This window comes from Georgenia halophila (assembly GCF_039541595.1).
This window is the reverse complement of the sequence record NZ_BAABGN010000027.1, coordinates 13029-37258: the sequence shown is the minus strand read 5'-3', so window position 1 is coordinate 37258 and position 24230 is coordinate 13029. Positions and strand designations below refer to the sequence as shown.

Here is a 24230-nt window from a genome sequence, read left to right as displayed (position 1 = left end):
GACTGAGGCCCTGCGCTGCCTGAAACGCCGACTCGCAAGAGTCGTGTTCAACACCCTGAAGAACAACCAGTCGACCGCCGCCGCACCCACCTACGCGGCAGCGGCTTGACATAGGAGAAACCCATGCCCTCACCGAGTACCGAGACCACACCACGAGCCGACGGCCGACGTCCCGACGAACTGCGGGGGGTCCGCATCACCCGGGGCTGGCTCGACGCCGCCGAAGGGAGCGTGCTGGTCGAGTTCGGCCGCACGCGCGTGCTGTGCGCTGCCTCGTTCACCGAAGGGGTCCCGCGCTGGCGGCAGGGCTCCGGCGAGGGCTGGGTGACCGCCGAGTACGCGATGCTGCCGCGCTCGACGTCGACGCGCAGCCAGCGCGAGTCCGTCAAGGGCAAGATCGGTGGCCGCACGCACGAGATCTCCCGGCTGATCGGCCGTTCCCTGCGCGCCGTCATCGACGTCGGTGCCCTGGGCGAGAACACCATCGTCCTGGACTGCGACGTCCTCCAGGCCGACGGCGGCACTCGCACCGCCGCCATCACCGGCGCCTACGTCGCACTCGCCGACGCCGTCGCCTGGGGCACCAAGGAGGGGCACATCCGGCCCTCCCGCAACAAGCCGGTGCTCAAGGACTCAGTCTCCGCGGTCTCCGTCGGCATCATCGACGGGCGCCCGCTGCTGGACCTGCCCTACGTCGAGGACGTCCGGGCCGAGACCGACATGAACGTCGTGGTCACCGGCTCCGGGTCCTTCATCGAGGTGCAGGGCACTGCCGAGGGCGCCCCGTTCGACCGGAGTGAGCTGGACGCGCTGCTCGACCTGGCGCTCGGCGGTGCCGCCCAGCTGCGGGACATCCAGACGGAGGCCCTCGCCCGGCCGCTGGAGCTGCGCCCGTGACCACCGGCGCTGCTTCGGCCGGTGCCACGCCCGGCGCCCGGCTGGTCCTCGCCACCCACAACCGGCACAAGCTCGGAGAACTGCGCGCCATCCTGGCTCCGTTGCTGCCGGCCCTGGCGCCCGAGGCCGTGGTCGGCGCCGCCGACGTCGGAGCGCCTGAGCCGGTCGAGGACGGGGTGACGTTCGCGGAGAACGCCCTCATCAAGGCCCGCGCGATCGTCGCGTCGACCGGCCTGCCCGCCGTCGCCGACGACTCCGGTCTGTGCGTGGACGTCCTCGGCGGGGCGCCCGGCGTGTTCTCGGCGCGCTGGGCCGGCCGGCACGGCGACGATCGCGCCAACCTGGACCTCCTGCTCGCCCAGCTGGCCGACGTGCCGGAGAAGCACCGCGGCGCACGGTTCGCCTGCGCGGCCGCGCTCGTCACGCCGTCGGGCCGCGAGGTGGTCGAGGAGGGCACCATGCCGGGCACGCTGCTCACGTCACCGCGCGGCGACGGCGGATTCGGCTACGACCCGATCCTGCAGCCCGACGGCGAGACTCGCTCGTCCGCCGAGCTCACACCGGAGGAGAAGCACGCGATCAGCCACCGCGGCAAGGCGTTCCGCGCGCTCGCCCCGCACGTCGCGGCCGAGCTGCGCTGACGCCCGCGGCGGCGACCCGCCGCGTGGCGGGCGCCGTGCTCAGGAGCTTGTGAGAGCGACGAGCTGCTGAGTGGCACGAGTCATCGCGACGTAGCGGTCGACGGCTCCCTCGATGCCCTCGCCGAACGTTTCCGGATCGACGAGGACGACCAGGTCGAACTCGAGGCCCTTGGCCAGCTCCGGGCTCAGCGAGCGGACACGGGACGTCTCGGCGAACGTGGGATCACCGATGACGCAGGCGGTCCCGTCGGTGTTCTCGGCGAGCCAGGTCTCGAGGATCGAGCCCAGCTCCGACGTCGGCGCGTGCACGACGGGGACGTCGGTGCTGCGGATGGAGGTCGGCACGTTGGCGTCCGGGAGGACGGCACGGATGACCGGCTCGGCCTGCGCCATGATCTCTTCCGGCGTCCGGTAGTTGATGCTCAGCGAGGCCAGGCCGATCCGGTCGAGCCCGACCCGCTCGAGGCGTTCCTGCCACGACTCCGCGAACCCGTGCCTGGCCTGGGCACGGTCCCCGGCGACGGTGAAGCTGCGCGAGGGGCAGCGGAGCAGCAGCATCTGCCACTGAGCGTCGGTCAGCTCCTGGGCCTCGTCCACGACGATGTGCGCGAACGGGCCGGCGAGCAGATCCGGGTCGTTGCTGGGCAGCGCGCTCTCGTCGACGAGGGCGTCCTGCAGGTCCTGCCCGCGCAGCATCGTCATGACCAGCAGGTCGGAGTCGTCGGCCGCGATCAGGTCGTCGACGACGTCGTCCATGCGCGCGCGTCGGGTGGCCACGGCGGCGTCGTTCCTGCGCTGGCGTCGTGACGCCTCCGGGTCACCGAGCCGCTGCCGCGCCGCGTCCAGGAGCGGCAGGTCGGACACGGTCCAGGCATACGGGTCCGCGCGCTGCAGCTTCCGGACCTCCTCCGGCTCGAGCCAGGGAGCGCACATGCGCAGGTAGGCCGGCACCGACCACAGGTCACCGACGAGGTCGGTCGCCTCGAGCAACGGCCAGGACCTGCTGAAGGCCGAGACCAGCTCACGGTTCTGCGTGAGTGAGCGGCGCAGCAGGTCGGCAGGGACGTCGTCATCGTCCTCGTGCTTGTCCACCAGGATCGTGACCAGCTCGTCCCAGACCTGGTCCCGCGCCTCGTTGTGCGGGGTGCCGGGTTCTGGGGCGTCGAACGCCTCCGCCCAGTCGGCGGCGCTGAGCCAGACGTCGGACCAGTGGGTCTCGACCGTCATTCCCGTCGTGGGCGGCTTCTCGTAGAGCCCGACGGCCGGCTCGATGGCCCGCACCATGCCGGCGGCACCCTTCATCCGCGCCACGTCGGGGTCGGCCTCGTCCGCCGCTGCGGCTCCCTCGGGGACGAGGTCTCGCAGGGTGCAGGTCTGCACGCCCTCCTCTCCGAGGCTGGGGAGCACGTCGGCGACGTAGGCCAGGTAGGGCTGGTGCGGACCGACGAACAGCACGCCGCCTCGGCCTCGGCCGAGGTGAGGGTCGGAGTAGAGGAGGTAGGCGGAGCGGTGCAGGGCGACGACGGTCTTGCCGGTGCCCGGACCGCCGTCGACGACGAGGGCGCCCCGGGACTCCGCGCGGATGATGGCGTCCTGGTCGGCCTGGATGGTGCCGAGCACGTCCTGCATCCGGGGCGACCGGCTGCTGCCCAGGCTGGCGATGAAGGCGGACTGGTCGTCGAGCGCGGCGTGCCCCTCGAGGCCCTCCGGTGTGAACACCTCGTCCCAGTAGTCGCTGATCCGGTCGCGGGTCCAGCGATACCGTCGGCGGCTCGCCAGACCCATCGGGTCGGCATGGGTGGCACCGAAGAACGGTTCCGCCGCGGGGGAGCGCCAGTCGACAAGCAGTCGGCGGCCCGCGCGGTCGGTGAGGCCGAGTCGTCCGATGTACACCGGCTCGGGGTCGTTCGCACCGACCATGCGCCCGAGGCACAGATCCAGGCCGAAGCGGCGGAGGGTACGCAGGCGAGCGGTCAGCCGGTGGACCTCCTGGTCCCGCTCAAACGCCGCCTGGCCGCTGCCACCGGGCGACCTGCGCGCGGCGTCGAGCCGGTCGGACAGATCGTCGATCGACTGCTCGAGGCTCGTTGCGATCGCCGCGAAGTGCTGCTCGTCGCGGGACATCAGTGTCGGGTCGGCCTTGTGGGAGAGGCGTTGGGGCAGGTCAAAAGCACTGCTGGTCACAGGGTTCACGTCATCAGCTCCGATCTGAAGCACGTGACGTTAGACCGAAATTTCTGCCCTCATGAGCTCAGCAGGACTCTGCTATAAATGAGAAAGGCCGAGGCGTTGGTGGCCATGCGCAGCGCGGAGTTCGAGCCGTGCCGGGTCGGGAGCCACGTGGAAGGCCAAGCGGCCGGGGAGCGGCAACGCGGTTGAGCCGAGTGAGCGGCCGGTGGTCAGAGGTAGCGGGCCTGCTTCTCATGACGTCGGCGCTGCGCCCACGGGACGAGGCGCCAGCCCACCAGCAACGCGGCGAGCACCACGGCGGTGACGAACGGAAACGCCCCGGAGACGCCTCCGCCGGTAATGCCGCGCAGCACCAGGCCGATCACCGTCGTCGCCACCCAGACGATCACGCTCGTGGGCCACAGCAGCAGCGGGAACGATCGCACCGCGGGTAGGGCCCAGGCGATCGCCAGGCCGAGGACGAACGGCCACAGCACGACGAGGAAGTCGCTCGCCGGCGTGCCGTGCATCGCCATGCCGAGCACGGTGAAGACGAGCACCGCCGCGAGGTCCACGAGGAACCACAGGAGCGGCCGACGTGAGGTCGGCGCGACCGGCTCGGGGATCGAGCTGTCCGTGGTCATCAGAGCACCTTCCCGGCGTGGGCGAGTGCGCGCTTCAGCAGGACGGCGTGCCCGTCCGTCAGGTCACCCAGGATCTCCGGCGTGACCGCCTCGGTGGGGGTGAGCCAGGTCAGCTCGAGGGTGTCGTTGCGCGGCTGGCAGTCACCCGCGACCGGGACGACGTAGGCCAGCGAGACGGCATGCTGGCGCGGGTCGTGGAAGGGGCCGCCCGGCGTCGGGAAGTACTCGCCGACGGCGTACGGCACGAGGCTCAGCGGCAGCTGCGGCAGCGCCATCGGGCCGAGGTCCTTCTCGAGGTGCCGCTCGAGGGCCTCGCGGATCGTCTCGTGGTACAGCACGCGGCCCGAGACCAGGGCTCGGGAGATCCCGCCCTCGCTGGTCCCACGGAGCAGGAGGCCGACCGCCTCGAGCTCGCCGCGCTCGCCCAGCCGGGCCGGCAGCACGTCGATGTAGAGCATGGGCACCTTGCGGCGCACCATCTCCAGGTCCTCCGGGGAGAGCCAAGGCCCCATGTCGCCGCTCGCGATGTCACTCACCCCTCGTTTGTATCGCGCCGAGGGCCACGACGCACGAAGACTGGCCGGAGGGCCCGGTCGTCGGACGGTCGTCGAACCCGCCGTGCTCGGTGCTCCGTGAGCAGAGGCTTCGCCAGACGACGAAGCCCCCGCCCAACCCATGGGGGTCGGCCGGGGGCCCGTTGTCGGATGCTGACGTAGCAGGGGGGGTGTTACGTCAGCATCGCTCTGACGAGACTATGCCCGCCGGCTCAGGACCTGCCTGGATCTACCTCAAGATCGGCTCAGCGTCCGCGAAGAATCTGCTCAATCTGCCGTCCGGGTGTGGAGACGACGACGGTCCCCTCTGCCCACACCCGTGAAGCGGGCCGTGCGGAAGGTGCCTGGGGCCGCACGGGCGGCCGGTCAGCGCCCCCTGCATCCTGCTGCGCGGGCAGGTCAAGCGGTGCGCGAGAGGGGACTCGAACCCCTACGCCCGAAGGCACCAGGACCTAAACCTGGCGCGGCTGCCAATTACGCCACTCGCGCTCGGCCCCCAGGGTACCCAGTGCGATCCGGCCCTCTCCCGTCCGCGCTACCCGCGGTCGGCGTAGTCGACGATCGCGGCCGGGCGCCGGAGTGCGGGCTCGGCCGGGGGGCGTGTCTGGCGACTGTGGCGGGAGTGTGGAAGGACTGTCCTGCGGAAGTCGCGCCGTAGGACGGGCGCCGGGGTGCGGGCTCGGCCGGGGGCAGTTCGTCCCCGGAGCGACTAGTGCCGCCGGCTACGGTCAGCCAACCCCGAGCTTGCTGCGCAGGCGACCGACGTGGCCGGTCGCCTTGACGTTGTACTGAGCCTCGGCCACCTTGCCGCCCGGGTCGACGACGACGGTCGAGCGGATGACCCCGACGGAGGTCTTGCCGTAGTTGGTCTTCTCGCCCCACGCGCCGTAGGCCTCGAGGACCTCGTGGGAGGCGTCGGACGCGAGCGGGAAGCTCAGCGACTCGTCGTCGGCGAACTTCGCGAGCTTGTCCACCGCGTCGGGGGAGACCCCCACGACGGCGTAGCCGGCCGAGGTCAGCGAGGCGAGCGAGTCACGGAAGTCGCACGCCTCGGTGGTGCAGCCCGGTGTGCTCGCGGCCGGGTAGAAGTAGACGATGACGCCCTTCTCGGCCTCGGCACGCAAGGTCGCGAGGGAGACCTCGCCACCGTCGGCCGTCGGAAGGGTGAAGTCAGGAGCGGTGTCGCCGGTGTCGAGTCGTGGCATGGCGCCATCCTCCCAGACGAAGCGGATCGATGTCCGACCCGCCCCGCCGTCGCCGGCACCCGGCAGGACCGGCCGCCTCAGACGTGCCGGCACCGCCAGGCGGCGTAGACGCTCTCCGCCTCGACGAAGGCCATCCGCTCCACCCGCGCCAACGGGTGGGTGGGCGCCACGAGCGGCTGCCCGTCGACGCCGCGTCCCACCACGGTGCCGGCAAGCACGCGGGCACGGGCGCCGCCGGTGATGAGGTAGGCACGGCTCACCAGCTGCCGAGCCACCCACGACTCGGTGCTGTCCAGCCACCAGGGCTCGGGGACCAGGGCGAAGCATGGGGCGCCCGGCAGGCGATACCCGCTCTCCGGGTCCCGGGGACCTGCGTTGTCGCCGTCAGCGCTGACCCGGAGGAAGAGCTCACCCGTCGTCTGGATGAGGCGGACGACCTGGTTGACCGAGTCGAGCACGGGAAGGTCAGTCGGATAGCGGTCGTCATTGGCGTGAATATCAATGACGCGGGCGTCGGACAAGGCAGGCTCCACCTTCCACTGCGCACGGGGCGCACAACGGCGCCGCCGGGTGGCTGGAGCGGCAAAGAGCCCGCCGGGTCCAGGACGGGTGTTCGAACGGTAACCGCGGCGCAGCCGCGCGGCAAGAGCCCGGCGAGTGTGATCTACGTGACGTCGTGCAGATTCAGATCCGCAGGCCCATGTCGACGATCGCCTCGGAGAGATCCCGGACCTTCACGTTGTGGCTGCGGGCGTGCCGCCGGATCAGCTCGAAGGCCTGCGAGACGGAGAGGCCGCGGGACTCGGCGATGATGCCCTTGGCCTGCTCGATGACCACACGAGACTCCAGTGCGTGGCTCAGCTGGTCGTTCAGCTCGTTCTGCTGGTGGTGCGTCGAGGCGTTGATCAGGTAGCCGGTCGCCATGTCGGCCATCAGTGAGGCGGCGGCGACGTCGTCCTCCGGCCAGTCCCGGCGGTCGGCGTACAGGCTCAGGGTGCCGAAGGCGCGTTCGTCGAGAGCGAGCGGGAGGACCGCGATCGAGGACGTGCCGCTCGCCCGGGCGAGCTCGACGTACTCGGGCCAGCGGTTACGCGTGTACTCGACGTCGGGGATGAGGGAGACCCGAGAGTCGCGGAAGGCCTCCACGGAGGGGCCGTCCTGGTGGTTCTCCTGGTACTTCTCGAGAGCGGCCAGGTGCGACGGGATCACGGTCACCATCCGCAGCTTTCCCTCCTGCTCGAGGGAGACGCCGGCGCCCGAGAGGTGCAGCACGTCGGCGATGCGCAGTGCGAGGTCGTTGAGCAAGGAGTCGACGTCGTACGGGCGAACCAGCGTGCGGATGAAGTCCGACAGCGTCTGGACGTACAGCTTGTGGTCGTACACCGGACCGCCTCTCGTTGTTGTTCACGACCCTAGGTCCGCGGCGCACCTCTGCGCAGGCGGGCGTCCCCACATACGCCCATCACGGGGATCCGAGCACAGAGAAGGTCACGACTGCGTCACAGAGAGTCGTGATGAGTTCCGAAGTGCTTGACGCACCTCACACGTGAGAATACCTTTCACTCACTTGGCAATGTGAGTGAGAGGGATTTTCAATGGCGGGCGCTCTCGACGAGGTGGGCGGGACCCTTCGCGTCACCGAGCGCATCCACGCGAACCTTCCCGAGATGTCGGTCGCGATGGCCAAGCTGGCCGAGGTGCTGCTCGAGGACCCGACTGCGCCGCTGGAGCTGTCGATCACCGAGCTCGCCCAGCGCGCCGGCACCTCACCGGCGACGGTGACCCGGTTCTGCCGGCAGCTCGGCTATCCCGGCTACGTGCAGTTCCGTGTCGGCGTGGCGACCGACTCCGGCCGGGTCGACGCCGACGACGAGGCCTGGCGCTCCGAGATGGGCCGGACCCTCGACCCCCGCGACCCTCCGGAGGAGGTGCTGCACACGCTCCTCAACGCCCACGTCCGTTCGCTGCGGGCGACCTCGAGCGTGCTCGACCTCCAGCTCTGCACGCTCGTGGCGCAGCGCATCGCGCAGGCACGCCACCTCGACATCTACGGCACCGGTGGCAGTGCGGCGATGGCCTCCGAGATGCAGAGCCGGCTGTACCGCATCGGTGTCAACGCCCATGCCTGGGGCGACGTGCACGCCGGCCTGGCCAGCGCCTCCATCCAGGACGAACGCACGACGGCGGTCGGCATCTCGCACAGCGGGAGCACCAAGGAGACGTTCGAGATGCTGGCGCGCGCCAAGGCGGCAGACGCCTTCACGGTCGCCATCACCAGCCGCAGCGCCTCGCCGCTGGCTCAGCTCGCCGACGTGTGCCTCCTCGCGTCCGTCCCGGAGCAGTACCTGCATCCTGCCGACCTGTCCGCCAAGCATTCCCAGCTCTTCGTGCTGGACCTCCTCTACCTCCTCGTCGCCCAGCACGACTACGGAGCCACCGTCGAGCGCATCGCGGCGTCCGCCGATGCCGTGTCCGGTCACCGACGAGCCGGCTGACCGCCTCGAAGGACCGGCTGACAGCCCGCACCAGAACCGCAAACCAGAGATCAGGAAAACCAGAGAAAGGCATCGACGACGATGAACGATCAGACCACCACACCGAGCCGCCGCGCCATCCTGCGCGGCGCGCTGTACCTCCCTGTCGGGATCACACTCGCCTCGTGCGCCACCAGTGGTGGCGGGGGCAGCGACGAAGAGACGACGGGAGCGACCACCGGCGCGTCCGAGGGCAATCCCTTCGGTCTGCCGGAGAACTCCACGGTCGACGCGGTCATCTTCGACGGCGGCTACGGCGTCGACTACGTCGAGTTCGCCGGCGAGATCTTCGCCCAGGAGCACGAGGGCTCGACGGTCGAGGTCACGCCGTCCACCCAGATCGCGACGCAGCTCCAGCCGCGGTTCGTCGGCGGCAACCCGCCGGACCTCGTCGACAACTCTGGCTCCAACCAGATCGGCTTCAACACGATCCTCGGCCAGCTCGAGGACCTCACCGACGTGATCGACGCGCCGAACCTCGAGGGCACCACGATCCGCGACACCCTCTACGGAGGCGTGCTGGCCCCGGGCACCTTCGGCGACAAGTTCGCCGCCATCAACTACGTGCTGACCGTCTACGGCGTGTGGTACTCGCAAAGCCTGTTCGACGAGAACGGCTGGACGCCGCCGACCACGTGGGCGGAGGCGAAGGAGCTCGGCGCCGCAGCCAAGGAGCAGGACAAGTACCTGTTCCTCTGGGGCACCGAGGCCGCCACCTACTACCAGACGCTCGCCGTCGACTCCGCCATCAAGGAGGGCGGTGACGAGGTCCGTCTCGCGCTGGAGAACCTCGAGCCGAACTGCTGGTCGCACGAGGCGGTCCAGGGCGTGTTCCAGGCGATGAAGGAGATCATCGACCTGGGCTACTTCAAGCCGGGCGGTGCCGGCACCCAGTTCACCGCGGCCCAGGCGCAGTGGAGCAACGACCAGGCCGCGCTGCTCTATCCCACCGGGTCGTGGATCGAGAACGAGATGAAGGGCAACACGGCGGACAACTTCCAGATGAGGGGCGTGCCGAGCTTCTCCCTGACGTCGAGCTCGGCGATGCCTGCCGAGGCCCTCCACTCCACCGCGGGCGAGCCGTACATCGTGCCCTCCGAGGCGGCGAACGTGGCCGGCGGCAAGGAGGTCCTGCGGATCATGCTCTCGGAGGAGGCGGCGACGAACTTCTGCCGCGAGAAGCTCGCCCCCACCATCGTCAAGGGCCTCGTCCCGGAGGACGGGTTCGGGTCCACGGCGCTGGTGTCGCAGACCGACATGCTCGAGGCCGCCGGCGACAACATCTTCACCTGGAACTTCGTCAGCCTCTACGGCATGAACACCGAGCAGCTGCCGATCTGGAACTCCTTCCTCGGTGGCAACAAGTCCGTGGAGGACCTGACGTCCGAGCTGCAGGCCATCACGGACCGCGTCCGAGAGGACCCGTCGATCGAGAAGATCACGGTCGAATGACGTCTTTCGCTCCAGACTCCCTCGATGCCGCAGGGGCGATGGCAGCCCGCTCCGGCCGCCGAAAGGCGTCCGGAGCGGGCGGCCGCCGCCGCAAGCTGACGGCGGACTACGTCAGCTTCATGGCGGTGTTCCTCGGGCTCCCGCTGGTCATCTTCATCGTCTTCGTCATCTGGCCGTTCGTCCAGGCGGCGTTCTACTCGATGACCGACTGGTCCGGCTACACCGCCGAGTTCAACTTCGTCGGTCTGAACAACTTCTTACGGCTGACCGAGGACCCGCGCTTCGTCAACGCCATCGGCAACAGCGTGGCCGTCGCCCTGGTGGTCCCGTTCGTCACGATCGTCATCGCGCTCGTCTTCGCCACCCTCATCACGGTCGGCGGCGCCGAGAAGGGCCAGGTCCGGGGGATCCGCAACTCGTCGTTCTACCGGGTGGTCTCGTTCTTCCCCTACGTGATCCCGGCGATCGCGGTCGCCATCATGTGGCGGCTGATCTTCGACCCGAGCGGTGGCCTGGTGAACGGCATCCTCACCGCGCTCGGGATGGAGCAGTTCGAGTCGTTCCCCTGGCTGGGCACGGTCAGCACCGCGATGCCGGTGGTCATGTTCGTCGTCATCTGGTCGATGGTCGGCTTCTACATGCTGCTGTTCATCGCGGCGATCAAGGGGGTGCCGGCAGAGATCTACGAGGCGGCGCGGATCGACGGCGCCAGCCGGCTTCGTATCGCAGTGTCCATCACGGTCCCGCTCATCCGCGACAACGTGCAGACGGCGTACATCTACCTCGGGATCATGGCGCTGGACATCTTCGTGTTCGTCCAGGGCCTGACTCCGAGCGGCGGTCCCGAGAGCAGCACGCTGGTGATGGCGCAGCAGCTCTTCCGGACCGCGTTCGCCGAGGGACAGTTCGGCTACTCCAGCGCCATGGGCGTGGTGATGGCGATCGTCACGCTGGTGTTCGCGGCGCTGGTGTTCACCGTGAACTACCTGACCGGCGGCCGTGACGAGAAGGGAAACGCATGAGTGCCGTTGAGACGGCTCCCGCCGAGGGAGTCGCGACGACGACCCCGACCCGTCATGAAGGCCGCCGCGGAGGCGGGGGCGACCGTGTGGTCGCGACGATCACCCACACGGTCCTGGCGATCTGGTGCATCCTCGTGATCGCGCCGATGCTGTGGACGGTGCTGAGCTCCTTCAAGAGCAACGAGGAGATCTTCGGTGCCCCGTTCGGGCTGCCGTCCTCGTGGAGCTTCGACAACTACGTCGACGCCTGGACCGAGGCCAGCATCGGCGACGCGTTCCTCAACACCGTGATCGTCGTCGGCGCGGCCCTGGTGCTGGTCATGCTGCTCGGCGCGATGTGCGCCTACGTGCTCGGACGCTTCCAGTTCCCGGGCCGGCGCGGGATCTACTACCTCATGCTCGCCGGTCTGACCTTCCCGGTGTTCCTGGCGATCGTCCCGCTGTTCTTCGTGCTGGACAACATGGGCCTGCGGGGCACGCTGCCCGGGCTCATCCTCACCTACGTCGCGTTCGCGCTGCCCTTCACGGTGTTCTTCCTCTACTCGTTCTTCCGAGGGCTCCCGGAGGACATCTCCGAGGCCGCCGCGATCGACGGCGCGGGCGAGTGGCGGACGTTCTTCCAGGTGATGCTGCCGATGGCACGGCCGGGGATGGCCTCCGTGGCCATCTTCAACTTCCTCGGCCTCTGGAACCAGTTCCTGCTGCCGGTGGCGCTGAACACCAACCAGGACAACTGGGTGCTCTCGCAGCGACTGGCCAGCTTCGTGTCCTCGGCGGGCTACGCGTCGCAGTTCGACCAGATGTTCGCAGCGGTGGTGATCACCATCGTCCCGGTGCTGGTCGTGTACGTGCTCTTCCAGCGCCAGCTCCAGGGCTCGGTGAGCCAGGGCACCATGAAGTAGAAAGATCCCCGCCCTGGTTATCAGGGCGGGGATCAGGAGTGGTACACCGCCCGGGACTCGAACCCGGAACCCACTGATTAAGAGTCAGTTGCTCTACCAATTGAGCTAGCGGTGCGTGCTGCGACGGCTGACTTTACTGCACGCCGGACTGGGCCTCCAAGCCGGGTGGCGCCACCCGGCGGTGATGTCCCGCACAGCTCGACGGCGGACCTTGCCGGGGTGGGGGTCCGCCGTCGCCGTGCGGGGTGGTCCCGCGGTGGACGAATGTCACGACCGGTTGTGCCGGCCGCTCTCAACAGCCGATCGCATGCGCGCCGGGGCGCCGCTGCAGGCTAGCTCGTGCCGAGCGTCGACTCTCGCGCGATCAATCGGGGCGTAACCAGCTCGGTGCCGTGGAACGCCTCCCCAGCGACCGCGGCGAGGAGCATCTCCGCCGCGCGCTGACCAAGCGTCTCCAGGCGCATGTCCACGGTGGTCAGCGGCGGCCGGCTCGCCATGGACATGACCTGCCAGTCGTCGTACCCGGTGACGGCGACATCCTCCGGCACCCGCATCCCTCGTTCGCGCAGGCGGTCCGTGCCGCCGCGGGCGATCTGGTCTGAGGCGAAGACGACGGCATCGACCCGGTCGGGACCGTCCTCAACCAGCAGTCCGTCACCGGTGAGCATGTCGACCGCGTGCCGGCCCCATCGCTCGCTCCACTCGCCGTAGCGCGGCTCGCCGACGACGGTCATGCCGCGCTCCTGTGCCGCGGTGACCGTGGCGTCGTAGCGCAGGTGCGAGCTGCGCTGGTCCGGTCTGCCGCCGACGTAGGCGACGCGGCGGTGCCCCAGCGAGCGCAGGTGCTCGACCATCTGCCGCATGCCGTCGGCGTCGTCCGGCACCACGGACGCGTCCCGCGGGTCGGTGGACGGCGCGAAGGCGTAGACCACGGGAGCCAGCGCCTCGATCGGTGCCCGTGGTTCGGTGGTGCGGCCCGTGACGATGATGCCGTCAACCCGGCGGCTGACCAGTGAACGGATGTGGTGCTGCTCGCGGACGGGGTCGTGGCGGGCGGTGGCCAGCAGCGCGGAAATCTGTCCGGCGAGCAACGCGTTCTCCGCGCCGAGGACCACCGGGAGCGAGAAGCGGCCGGCGCTGTCGGTGCTCAGGAGTCCGACGGTGTACGTGCGCCTCGCCTGCAGGGAGCGCGCGGCGGCATCGGGGACGAACCCGAGCTTCTCGGCGGCCTGCTGGACCCGTTCACGGGTGGTGTCCTTGAGGAGCCCGTTGTTGTTCAGGGCCTTCGACACGGTGCTCGGCGAGACCCCCGCCAGCGCTGCGACGTCGACGATCCGCACCGGTCGTTGTGGTTCGGACACATGCACCTCCCTGGCATTCCGGGCGTTCCGGATCGCCCTCGCATGTCCCGGAGTCTATGTCAGTGGAGCCTCAGGCAAGGTGGAATGCGCGCACGAGAGGCGTTGACATCCTTGCACATCGACCCTTAGCGTTCCGAAAACGTGTTCCGGAAATTTCCGGATCGGTTCCCCGGCGCAACCGTCTCGACGAGGAGATCCCTTGAGCACCAGCACATCGACCGGTACGACGGCGGGTCCCGCCGCTCCGACCGCCTCCGCGGCCGTACGGCTGCGTCCGGTGCCGCCGGGTCAGGCACGCATCACCGGCGGCGTGTGGCACGAGCGGGCCGAGGTGAACCGAAGCGCGACGATCCCCACCGGGCTGGAGTACCTGCGCAAGGCGAACAACGTGCGCAACCTCGAGATCGCCGCCGGGACGGTCGAGGGGTCGCCGCAGGGCCCGATCTTCGCCGACTCCGACGTGCACAAGTGGGTCGAGGCCGCGGCATGGGAGTACGGGCGCAGCGGCGGGGAGGACTTGCTCGAGGCGCAGCTGGAGCTCACCGGGTTCCTCGCCCGCGCTCAGGCCGAGGACGGCTACCTCAACTCCGTCGTCGAGGTCCGCGAGGGCGAGCGGTACCGCAAGCTGCCGTGGAGCCACGAGCACTACTGCGCCGGGCACCTCATCCAGGCCGCCGTCGCGCAGGCCCGGACCACCGGACGTCGGGAGCTGCTCGACGTCGGCACCCGGATCGCCGACCACCTCGTGGCCACGTTCGGGCCCGGCAAGATCGAGGATGTCGATGGCCACCCGGTCATCGAGACCGCGCTCGTCGAGCTCTACCGCGAGACCGGGACGCGCGAGTACCTCGACCTCGCGCAGTGGTTCGTCGAGGCCAGGGGCCACGGCCTCATCGCCTCCCACGGTCACGAGCCCACCTACTTCTCCGACCGCGTGCCCGTCCGCGAGGCGACGACCGTCGAGGGCCACGCCGTGCGAGCCGTCTACCTTGCGGCCGGCGCCACCGACGTCGCGGTCGAGACCGGTGACACGGAGCTGCTCGAGGCCCTGCGCCGCCAGTACGACTCCATGGAGCGTTCGAAGCAGTACCTCACCGGCGGCCTGGGCTCCCGCTGGGAGGGGGAGTCCTTCGGCGACCCCTACGAGCTCCCCGCTGACCGTGCCTACGCCGAGACCTGCGCCGCCATCGGCGGCGTGCAGTGGGCATGGCGCATGCTGCTGGCCACCGGTGAGGCGCGCTACGCGGACCAGATCGAGCGGATGCTGCTCAACGGCATGCTGGCCGGCGTCTCGCTCACCGGCAGGGAGTTCTTCTACGTCAACCCGCTTCAGCTGCGCAGCGACGCGAACCCGGAGGAGAACCGGAGCCCGGCGCACGGGCGCCGCGGCTGGTTCGACTGCGCGTGCTGCCCGCCCAACGTGATGCGGACCCTGTCCAGCCTGGCCGGCTACCTCGCCACCACGGGCACCGCCAGCACTGGCGACGCCGGACCGCCCTCGGTGCAGATCCACCAGTACGCCGCCGGAACGATCGCCGCGGCCGGTCTCGAGCTCGACGTCGAGACGGCCTATCCGTGGGAGGGCAGCGTGCGGGTCACGGTACGCAACGCCCCCGCCGCACCGGTCGCGCTGGCCCTTCGCGTCCCCGCCTGGGCCGACGGCGCCACGCTCGACGGCGATCTGGTCACCGCCGGCGAGTACGCCTCCGTCACACGGACCTGGGCGGAGGGTGACGCCGTCACCCTGGACCTGCCGCTGACACCGCGGTTCACGGTGGCCGACGAGCGGGTCGATGCCGTGCGTGGCTGCGTCGCGCTCGAGCGCGGCCCGCTGGTCTACGCCGTCGAGGCGCACGACCAGCCGGACGGCGTCGTCGTCGACGACGTGCGCGCCGACCCGTCCGGCGAGGTCACGGCTGAGCACCGTGAGGATCTGCTCGGCGGCGTGACGGTCCTGCACCTGCAGGGGTACCGCGGCAGCCCACCGCCCGCGGACGCGCTGAGCCCCTACGCAGCGGCGGGTGCCCGGCGGGCAGAGCCTGGTGAGCCCGTGCAGCTCACCGCGATCCCCTACTACGCCTGGGCCAACCGCGGCCCCCGGCCGATGCGAGTCTGGATCCCGGTCGCCCGCGGCTGAGACCGGACGCCGAGACCCGGAACGCGAGGAGAAGCAATGAGGCTCTCACGCAGAGGATTCCTGACGCTCGCGGGGCTGGGCGGGGCCTCGGCCCTGTCCGGCTGCGGCGGGCAGCTGCCACCGGCGGACGTGACGGTCGCCGGCTTCGGGGAGGGCGCCCGCGGGACGATCAACGTCTGGTGCCGGTCCGAGACGCAGTCGGGGACGCAGGCGATGGTGGACGCGTTCCACGCCGCGCAGGACCGCATCCGGATCGACCTGACACCCATCCCCGGCGGGCAATACGTCACCAAGCTCGCGACGGCGATCCGCGGGCGACGCCCGCCGGATCTCGTCGACATCGACGACATCAACTCGGCGTTGTTCATCTACCGGGACGCTTTCACGGACCTGACGCCGCTCATCGAGGAGCTGCCGTACCGGGACCGGCTCAGCCCCGGTCACCTCGGCCTGGCCACCAAGGACGAGAAGTTCTACGGGGTTCCGTTCCTCGCCGACAACTCGGTGCTGTGGTGCAATCTCGACCTGTTCGACCGCGCCGGCGTCGATATCGACGAGGCCACCACCTCCTTCGAGGGGTACCTCGAGGCGGCCAGGGCCATCTCGGCGCTTGGCGACAACACGTGGGGCTGGTCGTATCCCGGGAACTCCTCCGGCGCGCTCGGCTTCACCGTCCAGCCGCACATTTGGGCGGCCGACAGAGAACTCATTGCGGGGGAGGTCGGGAGCCAGAGCGGAAACGTCGCCGGGAACGACGCCGTTCGACGCACCCTGGAGATGCTCCGAACCATGTGGGACGAGGAGCTCGTGCCTCCCGGTTCCTTCAGCGACGACGCCTCCCGCTGGAACGCCGATTTCGTCGCCGGACGTCTCGGCATGATGCCCAACGCCTACGGCGTGATCGTGCCCTGACGCCGATCCCGCCCTGCTCGACCGGGTCGAGGTCCGCCTCCTGTCCGGCCCCGACGGCGGACAGAACTTCTTCGACGGCGGGGACAACTTCTCGATCCCGAACGGCAGCAAAAACCCTTCGGCCGCCTGGGAGTTCGTGCGGTTCTGCCTGGCGATCGAGCAGCAGACCGAGCTGCCCGCCGGCGGGTACACCCCGATCCGCTCCGACGCCGCCACGGAGGAGTTCCGACAGCGCTTCCCGCATGCCGTGGCACCCCTTGAGAACCTCGACGCCGGTTACGCGCCTCTCTCGCTGTCCTACAACCGGATCTACAACCAGAGCGACGGGCCGTGGCTGGAGATGTTCCGCACCGCCGTATTCGACGGCGAGGTCGACGCCGCCATGGAGAACGCCCAGTCCCGGTACGACCAGATCCTGCGACAGGGGGACGCATGAGTGCCCGCACCGCCAGCAACGCACCGGCACCTAGACCCGCACGGCGCCGACCGCACGAGGGCTCGCTGACCCACCCGAGGCGAACCGGCCTGCTGCTGGTGCTGCCCGCCGTCGTGCTCGTCGTCGTGTTCGTGTTCGTGCCGCTGCTTTCGGCGGGCTACATCTCGCTGACCAGCTTCCCGCTCATCGGGTCGTACGAGTTCATCGGCCTGGAGAACTTCGCCCTGGCCTTCAACGATCCGATCTTTCTCCGGTCGATCCTCTACACCTTCGTGTACACGGCCATCGTCACGGGACCGATCCTGGCCCTCGGGTACGCGCTCGCCGTGATCGTGCGGTCCAACCGCCGCGGGTCGACGCTGCTGCGCACCGTGTTCTTCCTGCCGTTCGTCGTCGGGCTCACGACGATCAGCTTCATCACGCTCCTCGAGGCGCAGCCGCGAAGTGGAGCGATCAACATCGTGCTGCGGGCCCTCGGCATCACTGACGGCACGACGGCCTGGCTCGTGAACGGGCCGCTGGCGACGCTGCTCATCTGCGTCCTGGTCATCTGGGGAGTCTCGGGCCTGACGATGATTCTCCTGATGTCCGCCATGCAGGGCGTCCCACGAGAGGTGTACGAGTCGGCCGAGCTCGACGGCGCCTCGTGGTGGCAGACCGAGCGCCAGGTCACGATTCCCATGATCCGGCGGGCTATCGCCATGAGCGTCATCATCTCGGTCATCGGCTCGTTCCTGGCGTTCACCCAGTTCTACATTCTCACCCAGGGCGGGCCGGGCTCGGAGACCACGACCGTCGTCATGGCCATCTACCGCCGCGCCTTCGTCGACCTGCAGCTCGGAGCAGCGACGGCGATGTCGCTGCTCCTCGTCCTCCTGACCGCGCTGGTGACGGCCATCCAGTTCTGGATGCTCCGCGAACGAGACTGAGGTCCCCATGACTGCCACTGCCACCGCAAGGCCCGCCACGCTCCTGCGCGCCGCGCGGCCGGCCGAACGCCCCGACCGGTCGACTCGTGAGACACGGGTGAAGCGGCTGCTCTACGTGCTCGGTGGTGGGGGAGCGTGCCTGGTGTTCCTCGTGCCGCTCGCCTTCGCCCTGGTGCGGTCGGTCCAGCCCGGTGACGTCATCGTCAACGCGCCGGACCCGGCCACCTTCTTCGACTGGACGCTGAGCAACTTCCGCCAGCTCGGCTCGCAGGGTGCGCTCGGGCGCTCGATCCTCAACAGTCTGACCGTCTCGATCTCGACGGCGGCGCTGACGGCGCTCCTGGCGACGCTGGCCGGCTACGGGTTCGCGAAGTTTCGGTTCCGGCTGCTGCCATGGCTGTTCGGGCTGGTGCTGCTGACGATGATGGTGCCGTTCCAGGCGATCCTCACGCCCCTGTACCTGCAGCTGAGCACGATGCGGCTGACCGACTCGCTACTGGGGCTCGTCCTCTTCTACACGACGGTCAACCTGCCGTTCTGCGTATTCGTCATGCGCAACGCCTTCGAGGCGGTGCCCGAGGAGCTGGAGGCAGCGGCACACGTCGACGGTGCCGGCACGGTCCGCATGCTTGTCTCGGTGCTCCGTCCACTCATCACACCGGGCGCCGCGACGGCCGCGCTGTACGCCTTCCTGGCGTCGTGGACCGAGTTCCTCGCCGCCCTGACCTTCCTGACGGACCAGGATCTCTACACCCTGCCGGTGAGCATGGTGAACCTGCAGCAGGGTGCGTACGGCGACATCAACTTCGGACTCATCGCGGCCGGTGCCGTCGTCGCGATGGTGCCGTGCGTGATCCTGTACGTCGCGCTCCAGCGGTTCTACGTTGCCGGCCTGGCGAGCGGCTCGATCAAGGGATGAGACGGCAACCGATGCCCGTCGTCCGCGGGCGTAACCGGCGCCGTGGGCCGGCGGGCGTAACCGGCGCCGTCAGCGGGCGCGGCGGTCCGAGAGCAGGTGCGCGGCACCGGCGTGCGAGGCGGCGACGGCCAGCACGGAGGGCCAGGGCCCGATCTTCTTGGCGAGCGGGTGGGACAGTCCGAAGGCGGCCACGTAGCCCGCGCCCAGACCGACCGCCGTCGCCGCGCCGTCGCGCACCGCCCACGTCCGGGCGGCGTAGCCGCCGGCTAGCGCCAGGACGACGCCACCGAGGGGACGGATACCCGTCTCCCGGGCGGTGACGTAGGCGCCGAGCAGGCCGATGCCCGTCAGTGGTGCCGTTCTCACGTCGGACGCGTCGCGCAGGCCCATGCCCCTACCGTAAGTCCCGACCCGGGCCGGCAACCGGTGAGCCTGTCGGTCCGGCCTCCTGGCCCCGCAACACCTGGCCCCGCGGCCCCTAGCGGCGCAGGACCTTCCGGGCGAGGTAGTTGCCGAAGAACTGCACCACCTGCACCAGCGCCACGATCACAAGCACCGTCAGGTACGTCACGCCCCAGTCGAAGCGCTGGTAGCCGTAGGTCAGGGCGAAGTGGCCCAGGCCGCCACCGGCCACCATGCCGGCCAGCGCCGACATGTCGACGACGGCGATGAAGATGAACGTGTAGCCGAGGATCAACGGGGCGAGCGCCTCGGGGATGATCACCGTGAGGATGATCCGCAGGGGCGAGGCGCCCATGGAGCGGGCCGCCTCGATGATGCCCGGGTCCAGTGCGACGAGGTTCTGCTCGACGATCCGCGAGGTGCCGAACGCGGTCATGAAGGCGGCCGGGACGATGAACGCCTCAGTGCCGATCCGGGTGCCGGTCAGCGCGATCGTGACCGGGCCCATGGCGGTGAGGAAGATGATGAACGGGATCGGCCGGACGAAGTTGACCAGCACGTTCAGCGCGGTGAAGACCCAGCCGCTGGAGAGCAGGCCACCCTTGCGGGTGACGAACAGGACCACGCCCATGACGAGGCCGAAGGCCCCGCCCATGCCCAGGGCGGCGCCGACGATGTAGAGGGTCTCCCCGAAGGCCTCGAGAAACATCGGCCAGTTCTGTGCCCAGTCGAACTTCATCGCCCCACCTCCAGGTCCGTGTGCTCCTGGACCGAGGTGAAGGTCCGCAACGCCGCGAGCGACCGGCGGACCGCGTGCTCCTCGCCGGAGAGGGACAGGGTGAGCGAACCGAACGGCCGCTCACGGATCTCGGTGATGCCGCCGTAGACGATCGCGCCGTCCACGTGGTGCTCGGCGAAGGTCCGCATGATCCGGGCGGAGGACCCGGTGTCCTCCTGGATCGCCACGGTCACCAGCGTGCCCGGGTGGGTGGCCGCCAACCGGGCCAGCACCTCCGGGCTCGGTCGGTCGCGCAGCGAGGTGCCCACGAAACGGCGGGTGGCCTCCTCGCGCGGGTGGGCGAACATGTCGTACACCGGCCCCAGCTCGACGACGCGGCCGCCCTCCATGACGGCGACCCGGTCGCACAGGTACTTCACGACGTCCATCTCGTGGGTGATGACCACGATCGTCACGCCGAGCTCGGCGTTGACCCGCCGGAGGAGCCCGAGCACGTCACGGGTGGTCTCCGGGTCCAACGCCGAGGTGCACTCGTCGGCGAGCAGGATCTTCGGCCGGGACGCCAGGGCGCGGGCGATGCCGACGCGCTGCTTCTGACCGCCAGAGAGCTCCGCCGGCCGCGCCCTGGCCTTGTCCTCGAGACCCACGAACCGCAGCAGCTCCGTGACCCGCTCCTCGCGCCGTGTCTTGTCCCAGCCGGCCACCCGCAACGGGTAGGCGATGTTCTCGGAGACCGACTTGGCGGTGAAGAGGTTGAACTGCTGGAAGATCATCCCGATGTCGGGCCGCAGCGCTCGCAGCTGCCGCTCCGACATCGCCGAGACCGTGCGGCCGTCGACCTCCACCGTTCCCGACGTGACGGTCTCGAGCCCGTTGACCAGCCGCACGAGCGTGGACTTCCCGGCACCGGAGTAGCCGATGACGCCGAAGATCTCACCGGGCTGGACCGTCAGGGTCAGATCTTCGACGGCGGTCACGGCCCCGGCCCCCCGGCCGAAGGTCTTGTGCACGCCGTCGAGGCGGATGATGCCGCTCGACGCTGCGCTGCTCGGGGTGGTGCTCGTCGCGCTCGTGGTGCTCACTCGCTGAGGCTAGCCTCGACCTCGGCGAGGATCTCCTGCAGCTCCTCGGCGGGCTGGTCGGCCAGGGAGGCGGTGCCGCCCGAGTTCTCCAGGAGCGCGTCGGTCACCTCCTCCTGCTGGAAGATCTCCACCAGTCGGGCGTAAGTCTCGTTGTCCGCCTCATCGCCGCGAGAAGCCCAGACGTTGATGTACGGACGGGCGCCCTCGGACTCGGCGCTGTCCTGGAAGAGCGCGTCGCTCGGGTCCAGACCGGCGTCGTCGACGAAGTCGTTGTTCACGATGGACGCGTCCACGGAGTCGAGCGCGACCACGGTCTGGTTCGCGTCCACCGGGGAGACGGTGACGGAGGACTCCTCCTCGACGATGTCGGTCGGGTCGGGGACCACGCCGGCGTCCTCGGCGAGGGTGAGCAGCCCGGCCTCCTCGAGGACGAACAGTGCCCGCGCCTGGTTGGTGACGTCGTTGGGGATGGCGATCTCACCGCCGTCGGGGATCTCCTCCACGTCGCCGTGCTCGAGGGAGTACAGGGCGAGCGGGTAGACGGCGGTGGCGCCGATCGGGGTGAGGTCCTGGTCGTCAGCGACGTTGTACTGCGCGAGGTAAAGGATGTGCTGGAACTGGTTGAGGTCCAGCTCGCCCTGCGACAACGCCGGGTTCGGCTGGGTGTAGTCGCTGAAGTTGACGATCTCGACGTGGATGCCGTCCTCCTCGGCGAGCCGCTCGAAAATCGGCCACTGGGGGTCGGAGGCGCCGACGACGCCGATGCGGACGGGGTTCTCCTCGCTGCCCTTCTCGGCCTCAGCGTCGGAGGAGGCGGCGCCGCCGCACGCGGACAGGGTCAGGGCGAGGGCGGCGGATGCGGCGAGCACGGCACCGCGGCGCGCGTAGGTCATGGTCGGTCCTTCGGCAGGAGGGATGGTTCAGGAGCGCCCGGACGGCGGCTCGACGTCTTCTCAGCGAACCGTGCCGACCTCGTCCAGGCGAGCCGTCACCTGCGGCATCTCAGCATCCGAGCCGCCCCGGGGGTCACGTGAGGTGAAGGTCACGTCCACGGGCCCGCAGGGCCCACCGAATGGCCGTTGCGCGCTCGCACGGTACGTTGACCGGGTGTCAAAGCCGATCGTCACTCTGGCCACCTGTTCCGACGTGCCGAACCTCGACGAGGACGACGCACCCCTGCCCGACGCGCTGGCGGACCGCGGGATCGACGTGCGGATCGCCGCCTGGGACGACCCGGACGTGGACTGGTCCAAGGGCATGGTCGTGATCCGTTCCGTGCACGACTACGCCGTCCGCCGCGAGGAGTTCCTGGCCTGGGCCGAGACGGTGCCGCGCCTCGTCAACCACGCGGACGTGCTGCGCTGGAACACCGACAAGCACTATCTCCTCGAGCTCGAGCGGCGCGGGTTGCCGATCATCCCCACCACCTGGTTGGAGCCGGTCAAGAACTACTCCAAGCACCAGCTGCACACCCGGTTCCCGGCCAACGGCGACTTCGTCGTCAAGCCCGCCGTCTCCTCGGGCGGGAGTGACACCGGCCGCTACACGGCAGTCGACGCGACGTCCCGGCGGCAGGCGATCAACCACGCCATGGACCTGCTCACCCAGGACCGGTCGGTCATGGTCCAGCGGTACTTGGAGTCCGTGGACATCCGCGGTGAGACGGCGCTGATCTTCATGAACGGGCTGGTCTCGCACGCCGTCGAGAAGGAGGCCATGCTCCAGGGACCGTTCCGTCCCGAGCTCGAGCCCCAGGAGGTTGTGCACGCTCGCAAGGCCAACGAGGCCGAGTGGCGCCTGGCCGAGCAGGCCCGCACCGCGATCCACTCCTACATCAAGGACCGGATGGGGCGCGATGAACAGCTGATCTTCTGCCGGATCGACGTCGCCGAGGGCGAGAACGACCAGATGCACGTGATGGAGGTGGCCCTGGTGGACGCCTCGTTGTACCTCGCGACCTCCCCGACGGGTGTCGCGGACTTCGCCGACGCGATCGCCGTACGCGCCTTCTGGTGAGACGCGCCTTCGGGTGGCGTCGGGCCGGGAGACTCGTCACCGCTCTTCCGTCTGACGAAAGTGCCATTCTCCGCCGCCGGCCCGCGGCATAGCGTCTCCGCAGCAGGGACCCTTCCCGTGGAGCAAGGAGGCTCTCGTGAGGACGCAGGCCGCGGTGCTGTGGGAGTACGGCCAGGACTGGACGATCGAGGAGATCGAGCTCGACGATCCGCGTGACGGCGAGGTGCTGGTGCGGCTCGCCGCATCGGGGCTGTGCCACTCCGACGAGCACGTCCGCGTCGGGGACCTGCCCATGGAGAACCTCCCGGCGATCGGCGGCCACGAGGGCGCCGGCGTCGTCGAGAAGGTCGGGCCCGGCGTGAGCAGCGTGCGGGAGGGCGACCACGTCGTCCTGAGCTTCATCCCGGCGTGCGGCCGATGTTGGTGCTGCGCCAACGGGCACCAGAACCTCTGCGACGAGGGGGCGGAGCTGACCGTCGGCCTGCAGCGGGACGGCACCGCCCGCCACCACGTGGGCGGCCGCGACGCGCGAACGATGTGTCTGCTCGGGACGTTCTCGCCCTACACGGTGGTCCGCGAGACGTCGGTCATCCCGATCAGGGACGATGTCCCGCTGGACAAGGCCGCCCTCGTCGGGTGCGGCGTGACCACCGGCTGGGGGACAGCGGTGTACGGCGCCGAGGTCTCGGCCGGGGACACGGTGGTGGTGCTGGGCATCGGCGGCGTGGGCGCGAACGCCGTCCAGGGCGCCCGTATGGCCGGCGCCAGCCAGATCCTCGCCGTCGACCCCTCGGAGTTCAATCGCGATCACGCGAAGCGGTTCGGCGCGACCCACGCCTTCGCGAGCGCGGACGAGGCGCGGGAGGCCCTGCCCGACATGACCCGCGGCAGGATGGCTGAGTCGGCACTGGTCACCGTCGACGTCGCGACCGGCGCGGTCATCGGGGACGCCCTGTCCCTCGTGGGCAAGCTCGGCACGGTGGCGCTGACCTCGCTCGCCCCGGTCACCGACGATCGGGTCGTCATGCCGATGTTCGAGATGGCCGCGTACCAGAAGCGTGTCGTCGGATGCCTGTTCGGCGGCGCCAACCCCCGCTACGACATCCCGCGGCTGCTCGACCTGTACATGGCGGGCGAGCTCCTGCTGGACGAGCTGGTGACTCGGACCTACCCCTTCGCCGAGATCAACCAGGGATACGAAGACATGCGCACGCACCGCAACGTCCGGGGCATGGTCCTCTTCGACTGAGGTCGCAGCGACGCGCCCGGCGCACTAC

At 69.7% G+C, this 24230-nt stretch carries 24 protein-coding genes, 2 tRNA genes and 1 pseudogene; 14 read left to right on the top strand and 13 right to left on the bottom strand.

Annotation, left to right across the window (positions count from 1 at the left end):
• The 3 genes and pseudogenes from ABD907_RS21325 to rdgB form a co-directional block, all read left to right on the top strand.
• A pseudogene (locus ABD907_RS21325) lies at positions 1-109 on the top strand (IS110 family transposase); the annotation flags it as partial.
• Between the two features lie 14 nt (positions 110-123).
• The gene (rph, locus tag ABD907_RS20760) at positions 124-897 is read left to right on the top strand and encodes a ribonuclease PH (protein WP_345219181.1); all 774 of its coding nucleotides are present in this window, start codon (positions 124-126) and stop codon (positions 895-897) included.
• Positions 894-1538, top strand: a complete 645-nt coding sequence (rdgB, locus tag ABD907_RS20755; RefSeq protein ID WP_345219180.1) for an RdgB/HAM1 family non-canonical purine NTP pyrophosphatase — start codon at positions 894-896, stop codon at positions 1536-1538. Before rph ends, rdgB begins: the two co-directional genes overlap by 4 nt.
• Before the next feature lie 39 nt (positions 1539-1577).
• On the opposite strand, the gene helR is transcribed toward rdgB, so the two are convergent.
• From helR to ABD907_RS20720, 7 genes are all read right to left on the bottom strand, one after another.
• A complete protein-coding gene (gene helR, locus ABD907_RS20750) occupies positions 1578-3731 on the bottom strand; it encodes an RNA polymerase recycling motor ATPase HelR (RefSeq protein ID WP_345219179.1) in 2154 nt (717 codons plus the stop codon).
• A 206-nt stretch (positions 3732-3937) separates the two neighbouring features.
• Positions 3938-4351: a DUF3054 domain-containing protein gene (locus tag ABD907_RS20745; RefSeq protein ID WP_345219178.1), complete on the bottom strand. Its 414-nt coding sequence runs from the start codon at positions 4349-4351 to the stop codon at positions 3938-3940.
• On the bottom strand, positions 4351-4887 hold the full coding sequence (locus ABD907_RS20740; RefSeq protein ID WP_345219177.1) for a DUF4916 domain-containing protein: 537 nt from the start codon (positions 4885-4887) through the stop codon (positions 4351-4353). The genes ABD907_RS20745 and ABD907_RS20740 overlap by 1 nt, the downstream gene beginning before the upstream one ends.
• A gap of 425 nt (positions 4888-5312) precedes the next feature.
• Positions 5313-5394: transfer RNA gene (locus ABD907_RS20735), tRNA-Leu, on the bottom strand.
• A gap of 239 nt (positions 5395-5633) precedes the next feature.
• Entirely contained in the window at positions 5634-6110 is a 477-nt protein-coding gene (locus ABD907_RS20730) for a peroxiredoxin (protein WP_345219176.1), read from the bottom strand.
• A 77-nt stretch (positions 6111-6187) separates the two neighbouring features.
• Positions 6188-6631, bottom strand: a complete 444-nt coding sequence (locus ABD907_RS20725) for a DUF6098 family protein (RefSeq protein ID WP_345219175.1) — start codon at positions 6629-6631, stop codon at positions 6188-6190.
• Between the two features lie 163 nt (positions 6632-6794).
• The gene (locus ABD907_RS20720) at positions 6795-7493 is read right to left on the bottom strand and encodes an ANTAR domain-containing response regulator (RefSeq protein ID WP_345219174.1); all 699 of its coding nucleotides are present in this window, start codon (positions 7491-7493) and stop codon (positions 6795-6797) included.
• Between the two features lie 212 nt (positions 7494-7705).
• On the opposite strand from ABD907_RS20720, the gene ABD907_RS20715 reads away from it, so the two are divergent.
• The 4 genes from ABD907_RS20715 (at position 7706) to ABD907_RS20700 (ending at position 12020) form a co-directional block, all read left to right on the top strand.
• Positions 7706-8605: a MurR/RpiR family transcriptional regulator gene (locus ABD907_RS20715; protein ID WP_345219173.1), complete on the top strand. Its 900-nt coding sequence runs from the start codon at positions 7706-7708 to the stop codon at positions 8603-8605.
• 81 nt (positions 8606-8686) lie between these two features.
• Positions 8687-10096, top strand: a complete 1410-nt coding sequence (gene ngcE, locus ABD907_RS20710; protein ID WP_345219172.1) for an N-acetylglucosamine/diacetylchitobiose ABC transporter substrate-binding protein — start codon at positions 8687-8689, stop codon at positions 10094-10096.
• Complete coding sequence (locus ABD907_RS20705) at positions 10093-11118, top strand: carbohydrate ABC transporter permease (RefSeq protein ID WP_345219171.1); 1026 nt, start codon at positions 10093-10095, stop codon at positions 11116-11118. Before ngcE ends, ABD907_RS20705 begins: the two co-directional genes overlap by 4 nt.
• The gene (locus tag ABD907_RS20700) at positions 11115-12020 is read left to right on the top strand and encodes a carbohydrate ABC transporter permease (protein WP_345219170.1); all 906 of its coding nucleotides are present in this window, start codon (positions 11115-11117) and stop codon (positions 12018-12020) included. The genes ABD907_RS20705 and ABD907_RS20700 overlap by 4 nt, the downstream gene beginning before the upstream one ends.
• 39 nt (positions 12021-12059) lie before the next feature.
• On the opposite strand, the gene ABD907_RS20695 is transcribed toward ABD907_RS20700, so the two are convergent.
• Together ABD907_RS20695 and ABD907_RS20690 are read right to left on the bottom strand one after the other, a co-directional pair.
• Positions 12060-12135: transfer RNA gene (locus ABD907_RS20695), tRNA-Lys, on the bottom strand.
• Between the two features lie 217 nt (positions 12136-12352).
• On the bottom strand, positions 12353-13381 hold the full coding sequence (locus ABD907_RS20690) for a LacI family DNA-binding transcriptional regulator (RefSeq protein WP_345219169.1): 1029 nt from the start codon (positions 13379-13381) through the stop codon (positions 12353-12355).
• A 199-nt stretch (positions 13382-13580) separates the two neighbouring features.
• Here ABD907_RS20690 and ABD907_RS20685 point away from each other — a divergent pair, with 199 nt between their 5' ends.
• The 5 genes from ABD907_RS20685 to ABD907_RS20665 are packed head-to-tail and all read left to right on the top strand — an operon-like array spanning position 13581 to position 18714.
• Complete coding sequence (locus ABD907_RS20685; protein WP_345219168.1) at positions 13581-15518, top strand: glycoside hydrolase family 127 protein; 1938 nt, start codon at positions 13581-13583, stop codon at positions 15516-15518.
• 36 nt (positions 15519-15554) lie between these two features.
• Positions 15555-16430, top strand: coding sequence for an ABC transporter substrate-binding protein (locus ABD907_RS20680; protein ID WP_345219167.1), 876 nt, complete (start codon positions 15555-15557; stop codon positions 16428-16430).
• Between the two features lie 13 nt (positions 16431-16443).
• On the top strand, positions 16444-16866 hold the full coding sequence (locus ABD907_RS20675; RefSeq protein ID WP_345219183.1) for an extracellular solute-binding protein: 423 nt from the start codon (positions 16444-16446) through the stop codon (positions 16864-16866).
• Positions 16863-17795 carry a carbohydrate ABC transporter permease gene (locus ABD907_RS20670; RefSeq protein WP_345219166.1) on the top strand — a complete coding sequence of 311 codons (933 nt, stop codon included), beginning with the start codon at positions 16863-16865 and terminating at the stop codon, positions 17793-17795. The genes ABD907_RS20675 and ABD907_RS20670 overlap by 4 nt, the downstream gene beginning before the upstream one ends.
• A gap of 7 nt (positions 17796-17802) precedes the next feature.
• Positions 17803-18714 (top strand): carbohydrate ABC transporter permease, encoded by a 912-nt coding sequence (locus ABD907_RS20665; protein WP_345219165.1) that lies wholly within the window; start codon positions 17803-17805, stop codon positions 18712-18714.
• 69 nt (positions 18715-18783) lie between these two features.
• Here ABD907_RS20665 and ABD907_RS20660 read toward each other — a convergent pair whose 3' ends face one another.
• From ABD907_RS20660 to ABD907_RS20645, 4 genes are all read right to left on the bottom strand, one after another.
• A complete protein-coding gene (locus tag ABD907_RS20660) occupies positions 18784-19104 on the bottom strand; it encodes a hypothetical protein (protein ID WP_345219164.1) in 321 nt (106 codons plus the stop codon).
• 88 nt (positions 19105-19192) lie between these two features.
• Positions 19193-19855 carry a methionine ABC transporter permease gene (locus ABD907_RS20655; RefSeq protein WP_345219163.1) on the bottom strand — a complete coding sequence of 221 codons (663 nt, stop codon included), beginning with the start codon at positions 19853-19855 and terminating at the stop codon, positions 19193-19195.
• The gene (locus ABD907_RS20650) at positions 19852-20937 is read right to left on the bottom strand and encodes a methionine ABC transporter ATP-binding protein (protein WP_425555807.1); all 1086 of its coding nucleotides are present in this window, start codon (positions 20935-20937) and stop codon (positions 19852-19854) included. Before ABD907_RS20650 ends, ABD907_RS20655 begins: the two co-directional genes overlap by 4 nt.
• Complete coding sequence (locus tag ABD907_RS20645; RefSeq protein WP_345219162.1) at positions 20934-21830, bottom strand: MetQ/NlpA family ABC transporter substrate-binding protein; 897 nt, start codon at positions 21828-21830, stop codon at positions 20934-20936. The genes ABD907_RS20650 and ABD907_RS20645 overlap by 4 nt, the downstream gene beginning before the upstream one ends.
• 214 nt (positions 21831-22044) lie before the next feature.
• On the opposite strand from ABD907_RS20645, the gene ABD907_RS20640 reads away from it, so the two are divergent.
• Together ABD907_RS20640 and ABD907_RS20635 are read left to right on the top strand one after the other, a co-directional pair.
• Positions 22045-22953 carry an ATP-grasp domain-containing protein gene (locus tag ABD907_RS20640; RefSeq protein WP_345219161.1) on the top strand — a complete coding sequence of 303 codons (909 nt, stop codon included), beginning with the start codon at positions 22045-22047 and terminating at the stop codon, positions 22951-22953.
• A 136-nt stretch (positions 22954-23089) separates the two neighbouring features.
• Positions 23090-24202, top strand: a complete 1113-nt coding sequence (locus ABD907_RS20635; protein WP_345219160.1) for an NDMA-dependent alcohol dehydrogenase — start codon at positions 23090-23092, stop codon at positions 24200-24202.
• The last annotated feature ends 28 nt before the right edge of the window (positions 24203-24230 follow it).

Coding starts and splice junctions, on each gene's coding strand:
- ABD907_RS20705 (WP_345219171.1), top strand. CDS start 10,093: ATGACGTCTTTCGCTCCAGACTCCCTCGATGCCGCAGGGGCGATGGCA.
- rph (WP_345219181.1), top strand. CDS start 124: ATGCCCTCACCGAGTACCGAGACCACACCACGAGCCGACGGCCGACGT.
- ABD907_RS20665 (WP_345219165.1), top strand. CDS start 17,803: ATGACTGCCACTGCCACCGCAAGGCCCGCCACGCTCCTGCGCGCCGCG.
- ngcE (WP_345219172.1), top strand. CDS start 8,687: ATGAACGATCAGACCACCACACCGAGCCGCCGCGCCATCCTGCGCGGC.
- ABD907_RS20680 (WP_345219167.1), top strand. CDS start 15,555: ATGAGGCTCTCACGCAGAGGATTCCTGACGCTCGCGGGGCTGGGCGGG.
- ABD907_RS20645 (WP_345219162.1), bottom strand. CDS start 21,830: ATGACCTACGCGCGCCGCGGTGCCGTGCTCGCCGCATCCGCCGCCCTC.
- ABD907_RS20655 (WP_345219163.1), bottom strand. CDS start 19,855: ATGAAGTTCGACTGGGCACAGAACTGGCCGATGTTTCTCGAGGCCTTC.
- ABD907_RS20715 (WP_345219173.1), top strand. CDS start 7,706: ATGGCGGGCGCTCTCGACGAGGTGGGCGGGACCCTTCGCGTCACCGAG.
- ABD907_RS20660 (WP_345219164.1), bottom strand. CDS start 19,104: ATGGGCCTGCGCGACGCGTCCGACGTGAGAACGGCACCACTGACGGGC.
- ABD907_RS20670 (WP_345219166.1), top strand. CDS start 16,863: ATGAGTGCCCGCACCGCCAGCAACGCACCGGCACCTAGACCCGCACGG.
- ABD907_RS20700 (WP_345219170.1), top strand. CDS start 11,115: ATGAGTGCCGTTGAGACGGCTCCCGCCGAGGGAGTCGCGACGACGACC.
- ABD907_RS20730 (WP_345219176.1), bottom strand. CDS start 6,110: ATGCCACGACTCGACACCGGCGACACCGCTCCTGACTTCACCCTTCCG.
- ABD907_RS20745 (WP_345219178.1), bottom strand. CDS start 4,351: ATGACCACGGACAGCTCGATCCCCGAGCCGGTCGCGCCGACCTCACGT.